The following is a 17546-nucleotide window of genomic DNA, read 5'->3' as shown; positions in this document are numbered from 1 at the left end:
CGCCTTGTTTCGGCCATTCTTCGGGGCTGCCGGCCTTTCTAGCGTTGACGGCATGCTGATTCCCGTCGTTGTCGCCGCTGCCCTGATGAACGCTGCCATGGTCGCCGCGAGTGCGGTGAGCACGATCCTGATCGCCGACGACCTGTCGGCCGGACTGGCCGGTCTCCCGAACACCGCGGGAGTTCTCGGTACGGCTGCCGGCGCGGTGGCAGTCGGACGATGGAGTGCCCGGTACGGGCGAGCACAGGCCCTGCGGACCGGCTACGGCATCGCTGTCGCGGGCGCCGCCCTCACCGTGCTGGCTGCTGTCGGAGCGCCGGTGGTCCTGCTCTTCGCCGGCATGTTCCTGCTCGGCGCCGGGAACGCGGCCAGCCTGCTGTCCCGGTACGCCGCAGCCGACGCCGCCGCACCAGCACGACGTGCAGCCGCCATGGGCACGGTCGTCTGGGCCAGTACGGCGGGCGCAGTCGGCGGGCCCTTCCTGCTCGAGCCAGCTCAGACTGTCGCGACCTCAGCAGGTCTCCCGGCGTTGTCCGGTCCGTTCCTGCTGGCCGTGGTCGCAGCGTTCTCGGCTCTGCTGGCCGCCAGCCGGATCCGGCCGCAGCAGGTCGTGGTGGTCGACGATGCTTCCGACGTACCGGTCCCTCGTACGCCGGTGGTCGCGGTCGGCGTGATGCTCGTCGGCCACCTGGTCATGGTGGCGATGACGACGTCCGTACCGGTCCATGCCCATCACCAGGGACAGAGCCTCGGCGCACTCGGCTTGATGCTGTCGTTCCACACGCTCGGCATGTTCGCGTTGTCGCCGGTCACCGGCTGGTGGATCGACCGGGCCGGTCCGCGGCCGGTGATGCTGGCCGGACTGGCGACCGTGACGGTGTCGGCGACGGCCATGACGCTGCACGGTCCGACGTTCACCGTCGTGCTGTTCCTGCTCGGCTACGGCTGGAACCTCTGCTACCTGGGCGGCAGTGCCGCGCTCCGCCGGTCCGCCGCTTCGCCGGCCGTCGCGACGAGACTGGAGAGCCGGGCCGAGGCCTGGGTCTGGACGGTCGCCGCGCTCGCCACGGCCGCGTCCACCGGCCTCTTCGCCGAGGGCGGCTTCCGCCTGTTGTCCACAGCCTCGGTCCTGATCGCGCTACCTCTGCTCGTCGTGGTCGCGCGGCGACGTACGGTGACATCCGCGGCCCGGGCTCCGGAGTGCGTCCACGGCTGAGGCCTGTGGATATGGTCGGGGAGCGGTCCACGCGCTGGTATTCTTCTGGTGTGGCCCGGTCCATCGACCGGGCTGCTTGCTTGGGTTCGGCGGCAATTGCCGGGCCCAGGTTGTTCGCATCGCCCTCCTGCCACGGAGAGACCGTGGCCGCCAAGTCCGAAGGAGGTGGAGTTCGCGCATGCGTCGTTACGAAGTTTTGGTGATTCTCGACCCTGAGCTCGAAGAGCGCACCGTTGAGCCCTCGCTCGACACGTACCTGAACATCGTCCGCAAGGAAGGTGGAACGGTCGAGAAGGTCGACATCTGGGGCCGTCGCAAGCTTGCTTACGACGTCAAGAAGAAGGCCGAAGGCATCTACGCCATCATCGACCTGACCGCCGAGCCGGCTGTGGTGAAGGAGCTCGACCGTCAGCTCACGCTGAACGAGTCGATCCTGCGCACCAAGGTCCTCCGGCCGGACCAGCGCTGACCCCTGGGGTCGTCAGCAGCATCGGTACTGTCGGCCTCGGCCGCTATTGATAGCTGTAGACACAGTCACACCCGAATGCAGGAGGAACGGTAATGGCAGGCGAAACCGTCGTCACACTGGTCGGCAATCTTGTCGACGACCCTGAACTGCGGTTCACCCCGTCCGGTGCCGCCGTCGCGAACTTTCGCGTCGCGTCGACACCGCGGACGTACGACCGGCAGTCCGGTGAGTGGAAGGACGGCGAGTCGCTGTTCCTGAGCTGCTCCGTCTGGCGGCAGGCCGCGGAGAACGTGGCCGAGTCGCTCCAGAAGGGGATGCGCGTCATCATCCAGGGCCGGCTCAAGTCGCGCTCGTACGACGACCGTGAGGGCCAGAAGCGCACGGTCTTCGAGATCGACGTCGACGAGGTCGGCCCGAGTCTGCGCAGCGCCACCGCCAAGGTGACCCGGGCCTCGCGCTCGGGTGGCGGCGAAGGTGGCGGCGGCAACTTCGGCGGTGGCGGTGGCGGTAACTCCGGTGGTGGGTTCGGCGGTGGCGGCAACCAGGCCCCGCAGAACGACCCCTGGGCGTCCCCGCAGGGTGGAGGCGGTGGCGGCGGACAGCAGCAGGCCGCCGCTCCGCAGAACGACCCCTGGGCGAGCCAGGGCGGCGGTTCCATGGAGGAGCCTCCGTTCTGATCCGTCACAGGATCACACTGACACTGCGACCATTCCGGCATCCGTGCCGGGCTCTGCTAGGAGGAGAGCACCACAATGGCCAAAATTATTCGGAAGCCCAAGAAGAAGGTTTGCGGCTTCTGCAAGGACAAGACGACGTACGTCGACTACAAGGACACCGCGCTGCTGCGCAAGTTCATCTCGGACCGCGGCAAGATCCGCGCCCGCCGGGTGACCGGGAACTGCGTGCAGCACCAGCGCGACGTGGCCATCGCTATCAAGAACGCTCGTGAGGTGGCCCTGCTGCCGTACACGAGCACGGCTCGCTGAGGGAGGTCTGAGACATGAAGCTCATCCTTGCGCAGGAGGTCGAAGGCCTCGGTAACCCCGGCGACATCGTCGAGGTGAAGGACGGCTACGGCCGCAACTACCTGGTTCCGCGCGGACTGGCCATTGGCTGGACCCGTGGGGCCGAGAAGCAGATCACGTCGATCAAGCGGGCGCGTGACGCCCGGGCGATCCAGGGCAAGGAGCACGCGAGCGAGGTCAAGAACCAGCTCGAGCAGCTCGGCGTGAAGCTCGACGTCAAGGCCGGCGACACCGGCCGCCTGTTCGGCTCGGTCACCCCGGCGGACGTCGCCGGCGCGATCAAGTCCGCCGGCGGTCCGCTGGTCGAGAAGCGCGCGATCACGATCGGTTCGCCGATCAAGACCACGGGCAAGCACCAGGTCTCGATCCAGCTGCACCCCGAGGTGGCCGCCACGGTCCGCCTCGACGTCGTCGCGGTCTGACGCACCAGAAACACCAGCACGGCCCGGACTCCACGGAGTCCGGGCCGTTGTTGTTTTACTGCTGGTCCGGTCCCGGCCAGGTGGTCGGGCGAGGGTCGTTGCCCTGCGCGGTGACCGGCTGGGAGACCGTGGGACGAGTGACCGGTCTGGGGTCCGACTGGTTCACGGAGCCCGACGGCTTGTCGACCGTGGGCCAGCTGGTCGGGCTCGGCTCGTCGTCCAGCCCCGCCGCTCCCGCGGACACCGGCGCGACGCACACCGCCAGCGCCACCACAGCAGCAAGCCCCCACCGCCCAGCCCGCGCCGCTGCGCCGGCGCGCCGAACCGCTCCGCCGGCTCGGGCCGAGGCGGTCACTTCTTCTCCAGGGCGTACAGGACGGTGCCGTGGACAACGATCGCGCGGTTGCCGGCGATGCCCCACGGGCGGGCCGAGTTCTTCGGCAGCGGGGTCAGCTTGCCGCCGCCGGGGACGATCGACGACAGGTTGCCGCTGTAGTTCGCGTAGATCGTCGTACCGGTGATCGACAGCGGGTCGAAATCTTCGAGAAGACTGGTCTTCCGGCCGATGAAGTCGATCACGCACTCGCCGTACGCCGCGACCTTGCCGGTCTGGTCCGGCACCCACTTCCAGCTCTGCACGCGGCGCGGGTTCACCGCCGGGCAGGCCGCGGCGACCGAACCGTCGGCCGTGGAGCTGACTGTCGGGATCACCTCGTCGGCCTTCTTGGTGTTCCACACGACCAGCGCGCGCCCGGCGCTGGCCATCGCGATGTGGTTGATCGCGGTCCCGCCGGGCGGCGGCTTCAATGTCAGTTGCTGCAAATCCTTGCCGGTCTGGCTCCAGTACAGCGGCCCGGCGTACCGGGCGATCAGTGCCTTGTCGCCCTCGGCCAGCAGCACGGTCGAGAAGCGCGGCTGGTTCTCCACCGTGTGCAGGTCGCCGTTGCCGATCACGCTCGCGCCCTCGTCGCCGAAGGTGACCAGCGGCGAGCTCCCGAAGAACTGCACGTCGGCGCCGTTCGGCAACTCGATCTCGGTCGGCTCGACCCCGTCACCGGGGTAGTAGCGCAGCACCTTCGGCGTCGCGATCGCCAGCACCGGCTTGGAGTCGATGGTGGTGTAGACCGGATCGCTCGCGTTCTTCGGCAGCTCGTCCTGCCAGAGCACCTTGCCGTTGCTGTCCAGGACGACCAGCTTCTGGTCCTCGGTCAGGACGGCGACCTCGCTGCCGTCCGGCGACACCACCGGCGCGGAGCCGTCGGCGATGTCGATCGTCCAGCTGGCGTTGGTGGTCCAGCCGGGCGGGGCCGGCCGGCCGATGAACTGGTCGGGCACGATCTTCGGCGCCGGCAGTTCCGGCAACTTGTTCGCCGGCGGGGGCTTCGGCTTGGCCGGTTCACGCCCGACCAGCAGGTACGTCGTCGTACCGCCGACCAGTACGACGGCCAGCCCCGCGGCGGCGATGATCGGCCAGATCGGCTTGCGCTTCGGCGCCACCTCGATCGCGTCGACCGTGCCGTCGGGATGGATCACCAACGGCCACGACGAGCCGTCGGAGTCGACCGCGGTGGCCTTCACCGGCCGCCCCAGCTGACCGGCCCGCTCGGCGATCAGCGCGATCGCGGCCTGCCGCGGGTCGTGATGGTTCACCGGGTGGCTGCGCCCGGCGATCTTCACCTCGGCGTTGTGGTCGTCGTACAGCCGAATCGTGACCTTCGGCCAGGACGGGATGCCCTTGTCAGCCACGGTCACCACTCATCCAGGCCACTGAACTCCCTCGATCGTCGGCTTCACGGGGTCTCGTTCTAGCATGGCGGGCGCCCGTAACACATGCAGCCGCCCAGGCATGCCAAGCCCCGAGCCGGTCAGGCTCGACTGACCCCGACAAGGGGGTAGAAACATCCTCGCCTGTGGATGGGTCACGCCCGTGTACCCCGTTAGCGAGACAATACTGTGGGCGACAGCCCGTGACACGCCGCGAGAGGAGGGGCCATGACGCAACCGCAGCAGAACCCGTGGACCACGCAGCAGCCGCTGCCACCCGGACCGCAGCAGCCTGTGCCTGGCCCCGTAGCGGAGACGGGCCCGCGCGGACCGTCGGCCCCGCAGCACGGTGTGCCGGCGCCGGCCGAGGACCAGAGGCTGCCCAAGTTCGCCATCCCCGCCGCCGACACCTTGTGGTGGGTCGGCGTGCACGGTGGCGCGGGCGAGTCGACGATGGCCCAGTTGCTGCCCGGGACGCGTGCGGCCGCTCACCGCTGGCCGATCCCGCCGCCGCCCGTGCCGACCCCGGTCGTGCTGGTCGCGCGGACGAACGGATCGGGCCTGCGCGCGGCGCAGCGCGCGGCGATCGAGTGGGCCTCCGGCGTGGTCCAGGGCGTCGCCGTCCTGGGGCTGGTGCTGATCGCGGACGCCCCCGGCCGGCTGCCGCGGGTGCTGGACGACTTCGCCGACATCGTCGGCGGCGGTGTTCCCAGAGTGTGGGACATCCCCTGGATCGAGGAGTGGCGAAGGGGGGAAGATCCCACGCCTGACAACACCCCCGACGAGGTTTTCGAAGTTCTCGAATCCATTTACGCTCTTCGCGCGTCAAATCCAGCGGACTACCCCGCCCCGTACTGAGAGGTTTTGTTCATGTTGGCTAAGACAATCCACCTGCTCGTCCCACTCGTCGAGGACCTGCCGGACGAGGTCACCGGCAAGGTCGAGACGGTGGTCAGCTGGGTCACGACGATCGCCATCGCGGTCTGCGTCCTCGGTGTCATCGTCGCCGGCGCCATGATGGCGATCGGTCAGCGCCGCGGTGAGGGCGGCGAGCACGCGGCCCGGCTCGGCTGGGTCCTCGCGGGCTGCATCGTGATCGGTACGGCCTCGGCGCTGGTCAACACCATCGTCGGATGACGACCGCACCGCGCACCGCCCTGCACGGTACGTCCAGGGGCTGATTCACCATGGCCTGGTTCAGTGGACGCGACTCTTCCGGATCTGGGGACGAGGGCACCGACGCCCCGTTCTGGGAGAGCCGCGGCTTCGTCGCCTCGGGGATCGTCATCGGGGCGGTCGTCGTGTGTCTCGTGGTCTGGCTGGTGGCGGGTCGCGGTTCCGGCGCGCCGTCCAGCCAGCAGAGTCCGTCGGTCACGCCCACGCTGGGCGGGACCACCGACGGTCCGACGGACCAGCCCACCGAACCGCCGGCGACCCCTGACCCGACGACGCCGACGCGGACCCCGTCCGCACCGGTGAACCCCGACGGCACCGGCGGGTGCCGGGCCAAGAACCCGCCGCAGCGCATTCCCCGGGAGGCCCCGGGCGCGGTCAGTTGGCAGTTCGAGACGAACATGCTGATCCCCCTGCAGGCGCAGGGCGGACCGGCGGTCGAGGACGCCAAGGGGCTGCGGTCCTGCTTCGCCCACTCGCCGACCGGCGCCGTACTGGCCGCGATGGTGACGCTGGGCCAGATCCGCAACCCGCAGCTCACCGAGGCCGTACTGCGGAACCGGATCGCTCCGGGCGACGGGCGCACCCTGGCCCTGAAGGCGGTCCGGACCTCACCGACGCCGCGCAACACCGGCCAGACATCGCAGTTCACCGGCTTCAAGGTGGTCGACTACCTGCCGAACCGGGCGATCGTCTCGATCGCGGTCCGCCTGGACAGCCAGAAGGTGGCCGGCCTGCCGATCACGCTGCTGTGGATCGGCAACGACTGGAAGCTGGTCCTGCAGCCCGACGGCAGCTTCAACGGCGAGGTCGCGCCGGACGTGCTGCAGTCGCTCGAGGGCTACGTCCGGTTCGGGGGCGCCTGATGATCTCGCTGGGCTGTTCCTGGGCGCCGTGGGACTGGGGCGACTGCATCTCGCAGTACCTCGGTGACGCACTCGAGTGGGCGATCGGCAGCCTGTTCAAGCTGATCTTCGACGCGATCAAGTTCGTCGTGATCGAGGCCGTCGAGTTCGTGATGAAGGCGGTCGGCACGCTCTGGATCGACATCGACACCCCGGCGCTCGGCAACAACAGCGCGATCGCCTTCGTGCAGGAGCGCACGCTGTGGATCCTGATCTTCGCCGCCACCATCGCGATGATCGTCGGCGGTGTCCGGATGGCGCTCGCGCAGCGTGGCGAGGCGGTCCGCGACATCATCAAGAGCCTGATCACGATGGTCGTGGTGTCGGCCGGCGCGGTCGCGTTCGCCGGCGCGCTGATCCAGATCGCGGACAGCTTCTCCGAGTGGATCGTCGACGCGGCGATCCGGGGCGGACCACCGCCGGAGGCGATCCCCGGTCAGCCGACGCCGGCGCAGTCGACGTTCGCCACCCGGATCGGCGAGATCCTGGTGAACCCGCTGAAGACCGAGGGCGTCGGGCTGATGCTGGTGATCGTGATGGGCATCCTGATGATCATCACCTCGCTGATCCAGCTGGCGCTGATGGTGGTCCGGTACGGGATGCTGATCCTGCTCGTCGGCATCCTGCCGCTGACCGCGGCCGCCACCAACACCGAGGCCGGGATGATGTGGTTCAAGCGGGCGATCGCCTGGCTGGCCGGGTTCATCCTCTACAAACCGATAGCGGCGATCATCTACGCGGCCGCGATCACGCTGATCGGTACGCCGGAAGGCGCGACGGACGAGACGCTGGCCGTGATCACCGGCGTCGCCATGATGATGCTCGCCGTCGTCGCCCTGCCGGCCATCCTGCGTTTCGTCTCACCGAAGACCGGGAGCTGACATGTTGGCACTCCTGTGCGACGACGGTTGGGACGCCTGCATCCGGGACTTCCTGCTGGATGCCCTCACCCCCGCAGTCGAGGCGTTGATAGCGTTGATCTTCGATCCGATTCTCAGCGAGCTGGCCAAGGCCGTCGGCAGCGTGATGGGGACCATCGGCACCTTCTGGGTCTTCATCGACACCCCGTCCGTGGGCGACACCCAGGGCCGGCCGGACAGCTCGACCGTCGGGTGGCTGTGGGAGCACACCGCCTGGCTCGCGATCTTCGCGGCGATCATCGGCGTCATCGTCGGCGGCGCCCAGATGGCCTGGTCGAGCCGCGGCGACTCGGCCCGCGAGATCCTCAAGTCCCTGTTTACGCTGGCGGTCGCGTCCACGCTGGCGATCGGGATCGCCCAGCTGCTGATCAGCATCGGCGACACCTTCTCCAAGTGCATCGTCGCGACCTCGCTGGACACCAGCCAGACCACGGGCTGGACCTGTTCGATCAGCGACGCGAACCCGCAGGCGTTCGGTGACGCGATGATCGTGCTGTTCGGGCTGTCGGTCGCCCAGGGCGGCACGCTCGGGATCGGGCTGATGATCGCGATCGCGATCCTGACGCTGCTCGCGTCGGTGATCCAGGTCGTGCTGATGGTGGTCCGGTACGCGATGCTGATCCTGCTGCTGGGGGTGCTGCCGATCGCGGCGGCCGCCACCAATACCGAGATGGGCCGCGGCTGGTTCAAGCGGATCCTCGGCTGGCTGACCGCCTTCATCCTCTACAAACCGGTGTCGGCGCTGATCTACGCCACCGCGATCAAGCTGACCGGCGCGGCCTTCGAGGAGGGCGAGCGGAACGGTCCGCTGGCCTTCGTCCAGCAGGACCCCGGGACGGCGATCATGAACATGGTCACCGGCGTCACCATGCTGGTGCTCGCGCTGTTCGCGATGCCGGCCCTGATGCGGTTCGTCGCGCCGATGGTGGCCGCGACCGCGGGTGCGGCCGGGGCCGGTGGGCTGGCGGCCAAGATGGTCGGCGCGGACAAGCTCGCGGACGGCGCCACCAAGAGCGCGTCGAGCGAGAGCGACGGCCCGTCCGGCTCCCGCAACGTCGGCCGCCCCAGCAGCAGCAACTCGTCCCCGCCGAGCTCCGGCCCGCGCGGATCCCAGAGCTCCGGGCAGGCGAGCGGTAGCGGTGGTGGTGGTGGCGGAGGTGGCGGCGGAGGTGGCGGCGGAGGTGGTGGTGCGGGCGGCGGTGCCGGAGGTGGCGCTGGTGCCGGAGCTGGAGCCGGCGGAGGCGCTGGTGGCGCGGCAGGTGGTGCAGCCGGTGGTAGCGCGGCCGCAGGCGGTGGCGCAGCAGCGGGCGGTGCCGCAGCCGGTGGTGGCGCGGCGGCGGGAGGTGCTGCGGCCGGTGCGGGTGCGGCAGCGGGCCCGGTCGGCATCGCGGTGGTAGCCACGGCGGCGGCGGTCAAGAAGGGCATCGACACCGCCAAGGACGTGGGCAGCGAGGCAATCGGCGACGACAGCGCGATGGATGAGGGACCAAGTGGCAGCGGCTGACAGCGTACGAACGGCGCCGAGGACCTACGGCAACTGGCGGGCGCCCGCCTCGGCGGGCATCGCCGGGATGGGCACGCTCGGCACCGCCATCATGATGTTCGGCCTGGTGGTCACGATGATCGCCACGCTGGTGAGCGGCGTGGCCGGTGCGCTGGTGTCGCTGATGATCGTCGGTACGGCGTTGCTGCTGCTGATGACCAAGGACAAGCACGGGCACTCCGCCCTGCAGAGGCTCTCGACCCGAATTGGATGGCAGCGAGCGAAGATGGCCAGGCACAACGTCTACCGATCCGGACCTCTCGGCCGTACGGCGTGGGGCAAGTTCCAGCTCCCCGGTCTCGCCGCGGCCTCCCAGCTCAGCGAGTACCAGGACTCCTACGGACGTCCGTTCGCGCTGCTGTTCTACCCGAGCACCCGGCACTTCACCGTGGTGATCAACGCCGAACCCGACGGCGCCTCCCTGGTCGACGAGGACCAGATCGACGTCTGGGTGGCGCACTGGGGCCAGTGGCTGGCGTCGCTGGGCCACGAGCCGGGCATCGTCGCCGCCTCGGTCACCGTCGAGACCGCCCCGGACACCGGGATCCGGTTGCGCCGTGAGGTCTCCCAGAACATGCAGGACGGTACGCCGGCGATCGCCCGCGCGATGCTCGCCGAGGTGATCCAGACCTACCCGGAGGGCTCGGCGCTGGTGTCGGCGCGGGTCGCGCTGACCTTCAAGGGCACCGACCGCAACGGCAAGCGCCGCAAGGAGGACGACATGGGTCGCGAGCTGGCGTCCCGGTTGCCGGCGCTGACCCAGAGCCTGAACTCGACCGGCGCGGGTGCTGCCCGTCCGGTCAACGCCCAGGAGCTGTGCGAGACGATCCGGATCGCGTACGACCCGGCCGCCGCGGTGCTGATCGACGAGGCCCGCGGCCAGGGCATCGCGCCGGAGCTGCAGTGGACCGACGTCGGCCCGGCCGGCGCGCAGGCGTTCTGGGACAAGTACCGGCACGACAGCGCCTGGTCGATGACGTGGCAGATGACGCAGGCCCCGCGCGGCGAGGTGTTCTCCTCGGTGCTGGCCCAGCTCGTCGGGGCGCACCCGGACATCGACCGCAAGCGGGTCACCCTGCTGTACCGGCCGCTCGACGCCGCGACCGCGGCCCGGATGGTCGAGGCCGACAAGCGCAACGCGTCGTTCCGCGCGACCGCGTCCGCTCGTCCGTCGGCGCGTTCGATGGCCGAGGCCCGGGCCGCCGACCGGACCGCGCAGGAAGAGGCGCGCGGAGCCGGCCTGGTCAACTTCGGCATGGTCGTGACCGGCACGGTGATGACCGCCGAGCAGCTGCCGGACATGATCGCGGCGATCGACAACCTCGGCGCCACCGCACGCGTGCTGCTGCGCCCGGCGTACGGGTCGCAGGACTCGGCCTTCGTCGCCGGGCTGCCGCTCGGTGTCGTGATGCAGAGTCACCTGTCGGTTCCGGCCGGCCTCCGGGAAGCGCTGTGAGTCGACAGGAGAGCTTGTGAGCAAGCAGAAGAAGCCGGTCGACCCGAGCCGCGGCGGGCGTCGCCCGATGCCGCGCGGCTGGCCGGGCATGGGCGGCGGCTACTCGACGTACCTGCAGGCCCCCGCCGAGTGGCGCGGTACGACGGTGCAGGTGTGCGGCATGTGGCCGTTCGCGTCCGGCACCGGCAGCCCGATGGTGGGGGTGCCGATCGGCCGCAACATCCTGTCCGGCGCGACCATGTGCTGCGACCCGATCAGCTGGTTCATGCGGGCCAAGCTGATCTCGAACCCGTCGATGTTCGTGCTCGGCAAGCCCGGTCTGGGCAAGTCGACGATCACGCGGCGGATGGCGCTCGGCCTGGCCGGGTACGGCGTGATGCCGCTGGTGCTCGGTGACCTGAAGCCGGACTACAAGGACCTGATCGAGGCGCTCGGCGGCCAGGTGATCCAGCTCGGCCGTGGCCGCGGCCACCTCAACGTGCTCGACCCCGGCGAGTCCCGGCAGGCCGCGCTGCGGCTGACCGGCTCGGCCCGGCAGGCGATCGAGGCCGACGCGCACGGCCGCCGGCAGACGATGGTCTCGGCGCTGATCTCGATCATGCGCTCGGCCCCGCCGACGGACCGCGAGGAAACGATCATCGACGAGGCCCTCAAGGTGCTCGACGAGCGCCACGAGGGCACGCCGGTGCTGCGCGACCTGCTGAAGGTCGTCCAGGACGCACCGGACCGGGTCCGCAACGTCACCCTCGACCGCGGCAGCCTCGACCGGTACCGGCAGATCACCGAAGGCCTGGAGGCCTCGCTGATCGGTCTGGTCGGCGGCGGCCGGCTCGGCGAGATCTTCTCCGAGCAGACCGACAACCCGATGAAGCTCGACCGCCCGGTCGTCTTCGACGTGTCCAACATCGACGACTCCGAGACCAACCTGCAGGCCGCCGTACTGCTGGCCTGCTGGTCGTACGGGTTCGGCGCGGTCGCGGTCTCGCAGGCCCTGGCCGACGCCGGCCTCGAGCCGCGGCGGCACTACTTCGTCATCCTCGACGAGCTCTGGCGCGTACTGCGGGCCGGGCGTGGCCTGGTCGACCGCGTCGACGCGCTGACCCGGCTGAACCGGCAGCGCGGTGTCGGGATGGCGATGATCTCGCACACCATGTCCGACCTGCTGGCGCTGGAGCACCCCGAGGACCGGATGAAGGCCAAGGGCTTCGTCGAGCGGTCCGGCATGGTGATCTGCGGCGGTCTGCCGCGGGCCGAGATGGAGAACCTCACCGAGGTCGTGCCGATGTCCGAGGAGGAGCAGAACATGCTCATCGGCTGGCAGGACCCGCCCGCGTGGGACCCGGCCACCGGCGAGGAGGCCGCACCGCCCGGGCGAGGCAACTTCCTGGTCAAGGTCGGCGGCCGGCCGGGCATCCCGGTGCACGTCGGGCTGACCTCGGTCGAGCGCGAGATCAACGACACCAACAAGCTCTGGAAGACCGGCGCCGACGGCCGCCCGCTCAAGGTGGAGATCGCCGACGACGGGACCGAGGAGGTGGTGGCCGAGTACACCTTCGACGACCCGGCCCAGCTGCCTCCGCCCGACCCCACCACCCGAGTGGTCGCCCGAAGCGGAGTTGACGACTGATGGCACAGGGACGCAAGAGCACCGGCGGGGCCGCGATCTCGCCCGAGGCGATCGCGCTGTTCGCGCTGATCGGCATCATCGCGCTGGTCTCGGTCGGGACCTGGGTCGCGGCCTCGCTCGGCGCCGCGATCAGCGGTGACAAGAAGCCGGGCGGCAACCCGCTGTCGGTCCCGATCGACCTGATCTCCGGGGACTACGAGTGGCCCGGCGCGGCCACCGGCGTACTGATCGTCGAGATCGTGGTGGTGGCCGCGCTGATCGTCGGCGTGTTCATGCTGCTGCGCCGGCGGACCGGCACCAAGTCCCGGGTCGACCGGCACGCGTTCCTGATGTCGAACCGCAAGGACCTGCGCAAGATCCTCCGCGAAGGCGCCCAGGAGACCGCGAACCGGCTCGGCGCCGGGCACGCCGGCCCGGGGGTCTTCATCGGCCGGACCGTGCGGGACGACCTCGAGCTGTTCGGCTCGTGGGAGGACATGCACATCGACATCTGGGGACCCCGGACCGGTAAGACCACGACCCGCGCCGTACCGGCCATCCTGGACGCGCCGGGCGCGGTGATCGCGACCTCGAACAAGCGCGACATCGTCGACGCCAGCCGTGGCCCGCGCAGCGCCAAGGGTCAGGTGTGGGTGTTCGACCCGCAGGGCGTCGCCGACGAGGAGCCGACCTGGTGGTGGAACCCGCTGAGCTACGTCACCGACGAGGTGAAGGCCCGGCAGTTCGCCGACCACATCGTCAACAGCCAGCGCCAGGAGGGCGCCCGCTCCGACGCCTACTTCGACACCGTCGCCGCCGACCTGCTGGCGGGCCTGCTGCTCGCGGCCGCGCTGGCCAAGCGGCCGATCAACCAGGTCTACCTGTGGCTCAGCGATCAGCTGAACGACGAGCCCGCCCGGATCCTCGACAACACCCCGGGCTACGAGCTGCCCGCGCAGCAGATGGCCAGCCTCTACAGCCTGCCGGACAAGCAGCGGGCCGGTGTCTTCGGCACGGCCCAGCCGAACGTGCAGTTCCTGCTGAACCGCCAGGTCGCCAAGTGGGTCAACCCGAACGGCCCGGCCGACAACCGGCCGCAGTTCAGCCCGCACGACTTCGTCCGCAGCGCCGGCACGCTCTACAGCCTGTCCAAGGAAGGCACCGGTACGGCGGGCCCGCTGGTCGCCGGCCTGACCGTCGCGATCGTCGAGGCGGCCGAGGAGTACGCCAAGACCTGCCCGATGGGCCGCCTGCCCACCCCGCTGGTCGGCGTACTCGACGAGGCGGCGAACGTCTGCCGCTGGAAGGACCTGCCCGACCTCTACAGCCACTTCGGCTCCCGCGGCATCGTGCTGATGACGATCCTGCAGTCCTGGGCGCAGGGCGTGGAGTGCTGGGGCGAGCACGGCATCGAGAAGCTGTGGTCCTCGGCGAACATCCGCGTGTACGGCGGCGGTGTCTCCGACTCGACCTTCCTGGAGCGGCTGAGCAAGCTGATCGGCGAGTACGACATCAACTCGAACACGGTCTCGTACGAGGGCGGCAAGCGCTCGCACAGCAGCCAGGTGCAGCGGCACGCGATCATGGAGGTCTCCGACCTGACCTCGATGCCGCCCGGTCGCGCGGTCGTCTTCGCCTCCGGTACGCCGGCCACGATGATCAAGACGGTCCCGTGGATGGCCCGCCCGGACGCTGCCTCGGTCCGCGCGTCCTTGGCGCAGTTCGACCCGGGCGCGGCGTCGACCGCGGGCCCGGCCGGCGGCGCGTCGAACCCGTGGATCGCGGCCGGTCAGAAGGCCAAGCACAACCCGCTCGGTCCGGCGCAGGCGACCTGGCCTGCGGCGCCCGACAACCAGCCGCAGTCCCAGCAGCCGGTGCAGCAGCCCGGGCAGCAGCAGTGGGGTCAGGCGCAGTGGAGCCCGCCGAACCCGAACGACCGTCGCGGGTGACAATGAGGTTTGCACCAAGGCGGTGCGACCGCGGTGGTCGCGCCGTCCGGCCGATCGGTAGCACTGGGCAAGGAGTGGAGCCATGGACGACGACGTGATGGAGCTGTACTACCCGCACGTCGCGGCCTTCGTGGAGGACCGGCTGGTCTACCTGTACGCGCGCCGGCTCGGACAGACCTTCGTCTGGTGCCCCGAGTGGTTCCGGCACGCGGAGGCGCTGAGCCGGCTGGACTCGATCTGGCGCGCCTGGGAGCACCTGCGGCTGGACCCGGCGACGGGGATGTCGGTCTGGTGGCGCGACCACGCCGATCCGCACATGCACGTGCTGCTCAACCCGGACGGCCCGTTCGCCGGCTGCCGCGGCGCGCACAGCGAGTACACCGCCCGCCCGCTCGCGACGGTGCCGCCGCCGGAAGGCCTCTTCTACGACCAGCGCGAGCCCCACCTGCGCAGCATCTGATCCAGCCGCCGAGAGGCTCTGGGAGAATAGAGACATGGCTATGGAATCCGCACGTCCGGTGTCGCTGACCGGGATCAAGCCGACCGGCGACCCGCATCTCGGCAACCTGATCGGCGCGATCCGGCCGGCGCTGCAGCTGGCCGACTCCTACGACGCGATGTACTTCATCGCCGACTACCACGCGCTGACCGTGCTGCGGGACGCCGAGCAGTTGCGGCACTACACGCGTTCGGTGGCGGCGACGTGGATCGCGGCGGGGCTCGACACCGACCGGATCACGATGTACCGGCAGTCCGACGTACCGGAGACGTTCGAGCTGCACTGGGTGCTGTCGACGGTGGCCGCGAAGGGCCTGATGAACCGGGCGCACGCGTACAAGGCGGCCCGGGACAAGAACGCGGAGGCCGGCAAGCCCGACCTCGACGCGGGCGTCAACATGGGTCTCTACAACTACCCGGTGCTGATGGCGGCCGACATCCTGCTGATGGACTCCGACGTCGTACCGGTCGGCAAGGACCAGTCGCAGCACGTCGAGTACGCCGCGGACATCGCCGGCACCTTCAACCACCTGTTCGGCGAGAACAACCTCAAGGTGCCGCGCCTGGTGCTGCCCGAGGACGACGCCGCCAAGACGCTGCCGGGCATCGACGGCCGCAAGATGAGCAAGAGCTACGGCAACACGCTCCCGCTGTTCGCGCCGGAGAACCAGCTGAAGAAGCTGGTCCGCAAGATCGCCACCGACAGCACGCCGGTCGAGGAGCCGAAGGACCCGGACAGCTCGTCGGCGTTCCTGATCTACGAGCAGTTCGCGTCGCCGGAGCAGCTGACCGACACCCGCAAGCGGCTCGAGGCCGGCGGGATGGGCTGGGGCGACCTGAAGAACGAGCTGTTCGAGGTGATCAACACCCAGATCGGCCCGCTGCGTGCCCGGTACGACGAACTGATGGCGCCGGGCAGCGACCTGGACGACCTGCTCGAGGCCGGCGCCGTCCGGGCCCGCGCACGCGCCAAGGTCGTGCTGGACCGCGTCCGTGACGCGGTCGGCATCTCCCAGTAGCCGCGGCCGCCGGCGCGGTCAGCGGACCGCGCCGGTGACCAGCCACGCGTCCCGGCGCTCCCGGGTGAGCAGGGTCAGCAGGCGGAGCAGCATGAACCCGCCGAAGGCCCACCACAGCGCCACGACGCCGCCGTCGAACCAGATGACGCTCAGCGCCAGCGGGACGTAGAGCACGAGCGCGATCACGCCGGCGATCGCCAGGTACGGGCCGTCGCCGGCACCGATCAGTACGCCGTCCAGCACGAAGACGACGCCGTTCAGCGGCTGCCAGAGCGCCGCGACCAGCAGCACCGCCGAGAGCGAGTGCCGCACGGCCGGGTCCTCGGTGAACCAGGGCACGTAGATCGTGTGCAGCCCCCACAGTGCGAGGCCGCCGACCACGCCCGACCAGAGTCCCCACCACATCATTCGCCGGGTGATCGCGCGCGTCCCCTCGACGTCGCCCGCGCCCAACGATCGCCCGGTCAGCGCCTGCGCGGCGATCGCGATCGCGTCGAGCGCGAGGGCCAGGAACGACCAGAGCGTGAACGCGACCTGGTGCGCCGCGACGGACGTCGTACCGAGTGAGGTGGCGACGAAGGTCGCCAGGATGATCGCGACGCGCAGCGTGAGCGTGCGGACCACCAGCGGTACGCCGGAGTGGGCCGAGGCGCGGATGCCGGGGAAGTCCGGGCGCAGCTTGGCGCCGTCGCGCCGGGCGCCGCGGACGACGACCACGACCAGCGCGACGCCGGCGGCCGTCTGGGCGAGCGCCGTACCGAGGGCCGATCCCGCGATGTCCAGGTCGAGGCCGTAGACCAGGAACAGGTTGAGCACGATGTTCAGCAGGTTGGCCGTGATCGCGACGATCATCGGCGTCTTGGTGTCCTGCAGACCGCGCAGTACGCCGGTCGCCGCGAGCAGCAGGAGCATCGACGGGATGCCGAGGCAGCTGATCCGCAGGTAGACGACCGCGTGGTCGGCGACGTCCGGCGACGGGTTGAACGCGCCGATCGCGGCCGGAGCGAGCAGGACCCCGACCACAGCCAGTACGACGCCCAGCAGCAGCGCCAGCCAGAGGCCGTCGATGCCCTGGGCCAGTGCGCCCTTGTGGTCGCCGGCGCCGATCCGCCGCGCGACCGCCGACGTCGTGCCGTACGCGAGGAACACGCAGACGCCGACCAGGGTCTGGAGGATCGTGCCCGCGATCCCCAGGGCGGCGAGCTGCGGGGTCCCGAGGTGACCGACGATGGCCGAGTCGGCCAGCAGCATCAACGGCTCCGAGACGAGGGCGAAGAAGGCCGGCACCGCCAGCCGGAGAATCTCCCGGTCCTGGCTGCTGGTAAGGCGCATAGGCCTCATTGTGCCTGGCGGAGGCTGTGCACAACGCACCGGACCGAACTGTCTCGAATCTTTTTCTTCTCCACACCTGTGAGTTCGCAAAGCCGCAGGTCAGGGGGATGTCGGGGAGCTTTCCCCACAGATATCCACAGGGTTGTTCCCAACCTGTGCACAGGAGTTCCCGGGGTTTCCCACAGGTGATCCACACCCCCTGTGGACACTCGGCTACCGGCGCGCGGCTGTTGGGGCGTACCGTCGCGT

18 protein-coding genes are annotated in these 17546 nt (G+C 69.9%); 15 read left to right on the top strand and 3 right to left on the bottom strand.

What is annotated here, in order from left to right; translation table 11 throughout:
• The first annotated feature begins 52 nt into the window (after positions 1 to 52).
• The 5 genes from ACYVIO_RS05750 (at position 53) to rplI (ending at position 3132) form a co-directional block, all read left to right on the top strand.
• Positions 53 to 1216 carry an MFS transporter gene (locus tag ACYVIO_RS05750; protein WP_460649592.1) on the top strand — a complete coding sequence of 388 codons (1164 nt, stop codon included), beginning with the start codon at positions 53 to 55 and terminating at the stop codon, positions 1214 to 1216.
• 178 nt (positions 1217 to 1394) lie between these two features.
• A complete protein-coding gene (rpsF, locus tag ACYVIO_RS05745) occupies positions 1395 to 1685 on the top strand; it encodes a 30S ribosomal protein S6 (RefSeq protein WP_460649591.1) in 291 nt (96 codons plus the stop codon).
• A gap of 92 nt (positions 1686 to 1777) precedes the next feature.
• Positions 1778 to 2362 (top strand): single-stranded DNA-binding protein, encoded by a 585-nt coding sequence (locus tag ACYVIO_RS05740; RefSeq protein WP_460649590.1) that lies wholly within the window; start codon positions 1778 to 1780, stop codon positions 2360 to 2362.
• 75 nt (positions 2363 to 2437) lie between these two features.
• Positions 2438 to 2671, top strand: a complete 234-nt coding sequence (gene rpsR, locus ACYVIO_RS05735; protein ID WP_425826973.1) for a 30S ribosomal protein S18 — start codon at positions 2438 to 2440, stop codon at positions 2669 to 2671.
• A 14-nt stretch (positions 2672 to 2685) separates the two neighbouring features.
• Complete coding sequence (gene rplI, locus ACYVIO_RS05730; RefSeq protein WP_460649589.1) at positions 2686 to 3132, top strand: 50S ribosomal protein L9; 447 nt, start codon at positions 2686 to 2688, stop codon at positions 3130 to 3132.
• A 55-nt stretch (positions 3133 to 3187) separates the two neighbouring features.
• Here rplI and ACYVIO_RS05725 read toward each other — a convergent pair whose 3' ends face one another.
• Entirely contained in the window at positions 3188 to 3487 is a 300-nt protein-coding gene (locus ACYVIO_RS05725) for a hypothetical protein (protein WP_460649588.1), read from the bottom strand.
• Positions 3484 to 4884, bottom strand: coding sequence for a hypothetical protein (locus tag ACYVIO_RS05720; RefSeq protein WP_460649587.1), 1401 nt, complete (start codon positions 4882 to 4884; stop codon positions 3484 to 3486). The genes ACYVIO_RS05725 and ACYVIO_RS05720 overlap by 4 nt, the downstream gene beginning before the upstream one ends.
• A 240-nt stretch (positions 4885 to 5124) precedes the next feature.
• On the opposite strand from ACYVIO_RS05720, the gene ACYVIO_RS05715 reads away from it, so the two are divergent.
• The 10 genes from ACYVIO_RS05715 (at position 5125) to ACYVIO_RS05670 (ending at position 15965) form a co-directional block, all read left to right on the top strand.
• The gene (locus ACYVIO_RS05715) at positions 5125 to 5754 is read left to right on the top strand and encodes a DUF6668 family protein (protein WP_460649586.1); all 630 of its coding nucleotides are present in this window, start codon (positions 5125 to 5127) and stop codon (positions 5752 to 5754) included.
• Between the two features lie 12 nt (positions 5755 to 5766).
• Positions 5767 to 6033, top strand: a complete 267-nt coding sequence (locus ACYVIO_RS05710; RefSeq protein ID WP_460649585.1) for a TrbC/VirB2 family protein — start codon at positions 5767 to 5769, stop codon at positions 6031 to 6033.
• A gap of 50 nt (positions 6034 to 6083) precedes the next feature.
• Entirely contained in the window at positions 6084 to 6935 is an 852-nt protein-coding gene (locus ACYVIO_RS05705) for a hypothetical protein (RefSeq protein ID WP_460649584.1), read from the top strand.
• Complete coding sequence (locus ACYVIO_RS05700) at positions 6935 to 7855, top strand: hypothetical protein (protein ID WP_460649583.1); 921 nt, start codon at positions 6935 to 6937, stop codon at positions 7853 to 7855. Before ACYVIO_RS05705 ends, ACYVIO_RS05700 begins: the two co-directional genes overlap by 1 nt.
• A gap of 1 nt (position 7856) precedes the next feature.
• Entirely contained in the window at positions 7857 to 9398 is a 1542-nt protein-coding gene (locus tag ACYVIO_RS05695) for a hypothetical protein (protein ID WP_460649582.1), read from the top strand.
• Positions 9373 to 10893 carry an SCO6880 family protein gene (locus ACYVIO_RS05690; protein ID WP_460649581.1) on the top strand — a complete coding sequence of 507 codons (1521 nt, stop codon included), beginning with the start codon at positions 9373 to 9375 and terminating at the stop codon, positions 10891 to 10893. The genes ACYVIO_RS05695 and ACYVIO_RS05690 overlap by 26 nt, the downstream gene beginning before the upstream one ends.
• 16 nt (positions 10894 to 10909) lie before the next feature.
• The gene (locus ACYVIO_RS05685; RefSeq protein WP_460649580.1) at positions 10910 to 12520 is read left to right on the top strand and encodes an ATP/GTP-binding protein; all 1611 of its coding nucleotides are present in this window, start codon (positions 10910 to 10912) and stop codon (positions 12518 to 12520) included.
• Complete coding sequence (locus tag ACYVIO_RS05680) at positions 12520 to 14448, top strand: type IV secretory system conjugative DNA transfer family protein (protein ID WP_460649579.1); 1929 nt, start codon at positions 12520 to 12522, stop codon at positions 14446 to 14448. Before ACYVIO_RS05685 ends, ACYVIO_RS05680 begins: the two co-directional genes overlap by 1 nt.
• Positions 14449 to 14530: 82 nt before the next feature.
• A complete protein-coding gene (locus ACYVIO_RS05675) occupies positions 14531 to 14908 on the top strand; it encodes a DUF4913 domain-containing protein (protein WP_460649578.1) in 378 nt (125 codons plus the stop codon).
• 34 nt (positions 14909 to 14942) lie between these two features.
• Entirely contained in the window at positions 14943 to 15965 is a 1023-nt protein-coding gene (locus tag ACYVIO_RS05670) for a tryptophan--tRNA ligase (RefSeq protein WP_460649577.1), read from the top strand.
• Between the two features lie 18 nt (positions 15966 to 15983).
• Here ACYVIO_RS05670 and ACYVIO_RS05665 read toward each other — a convergent pair whose 3' ends face one another.
• The gene (locus ACYVIO_RS05665) at positions 15984 to 17297 is read right to left on the bottom strand and encodes an MATE family efflux transporter (protein ID WP_460649576.1); all 1314 of its coding nucleotides are present in this window, start codon (positions 17295 to 17297) and stop codon (positions 15984 to 15986) included.
• Positions 17298 to 17546 lie beyond the last annotated feature (249 nt).

The sequence above is a fragment of the Kribbella endophytica genome (genome assembly GCF_054781295.1).
Note: the sequence above shows the minus strand (reverse complement) of the source record. Positions and strands in the feature narration are given on the sequence as shown.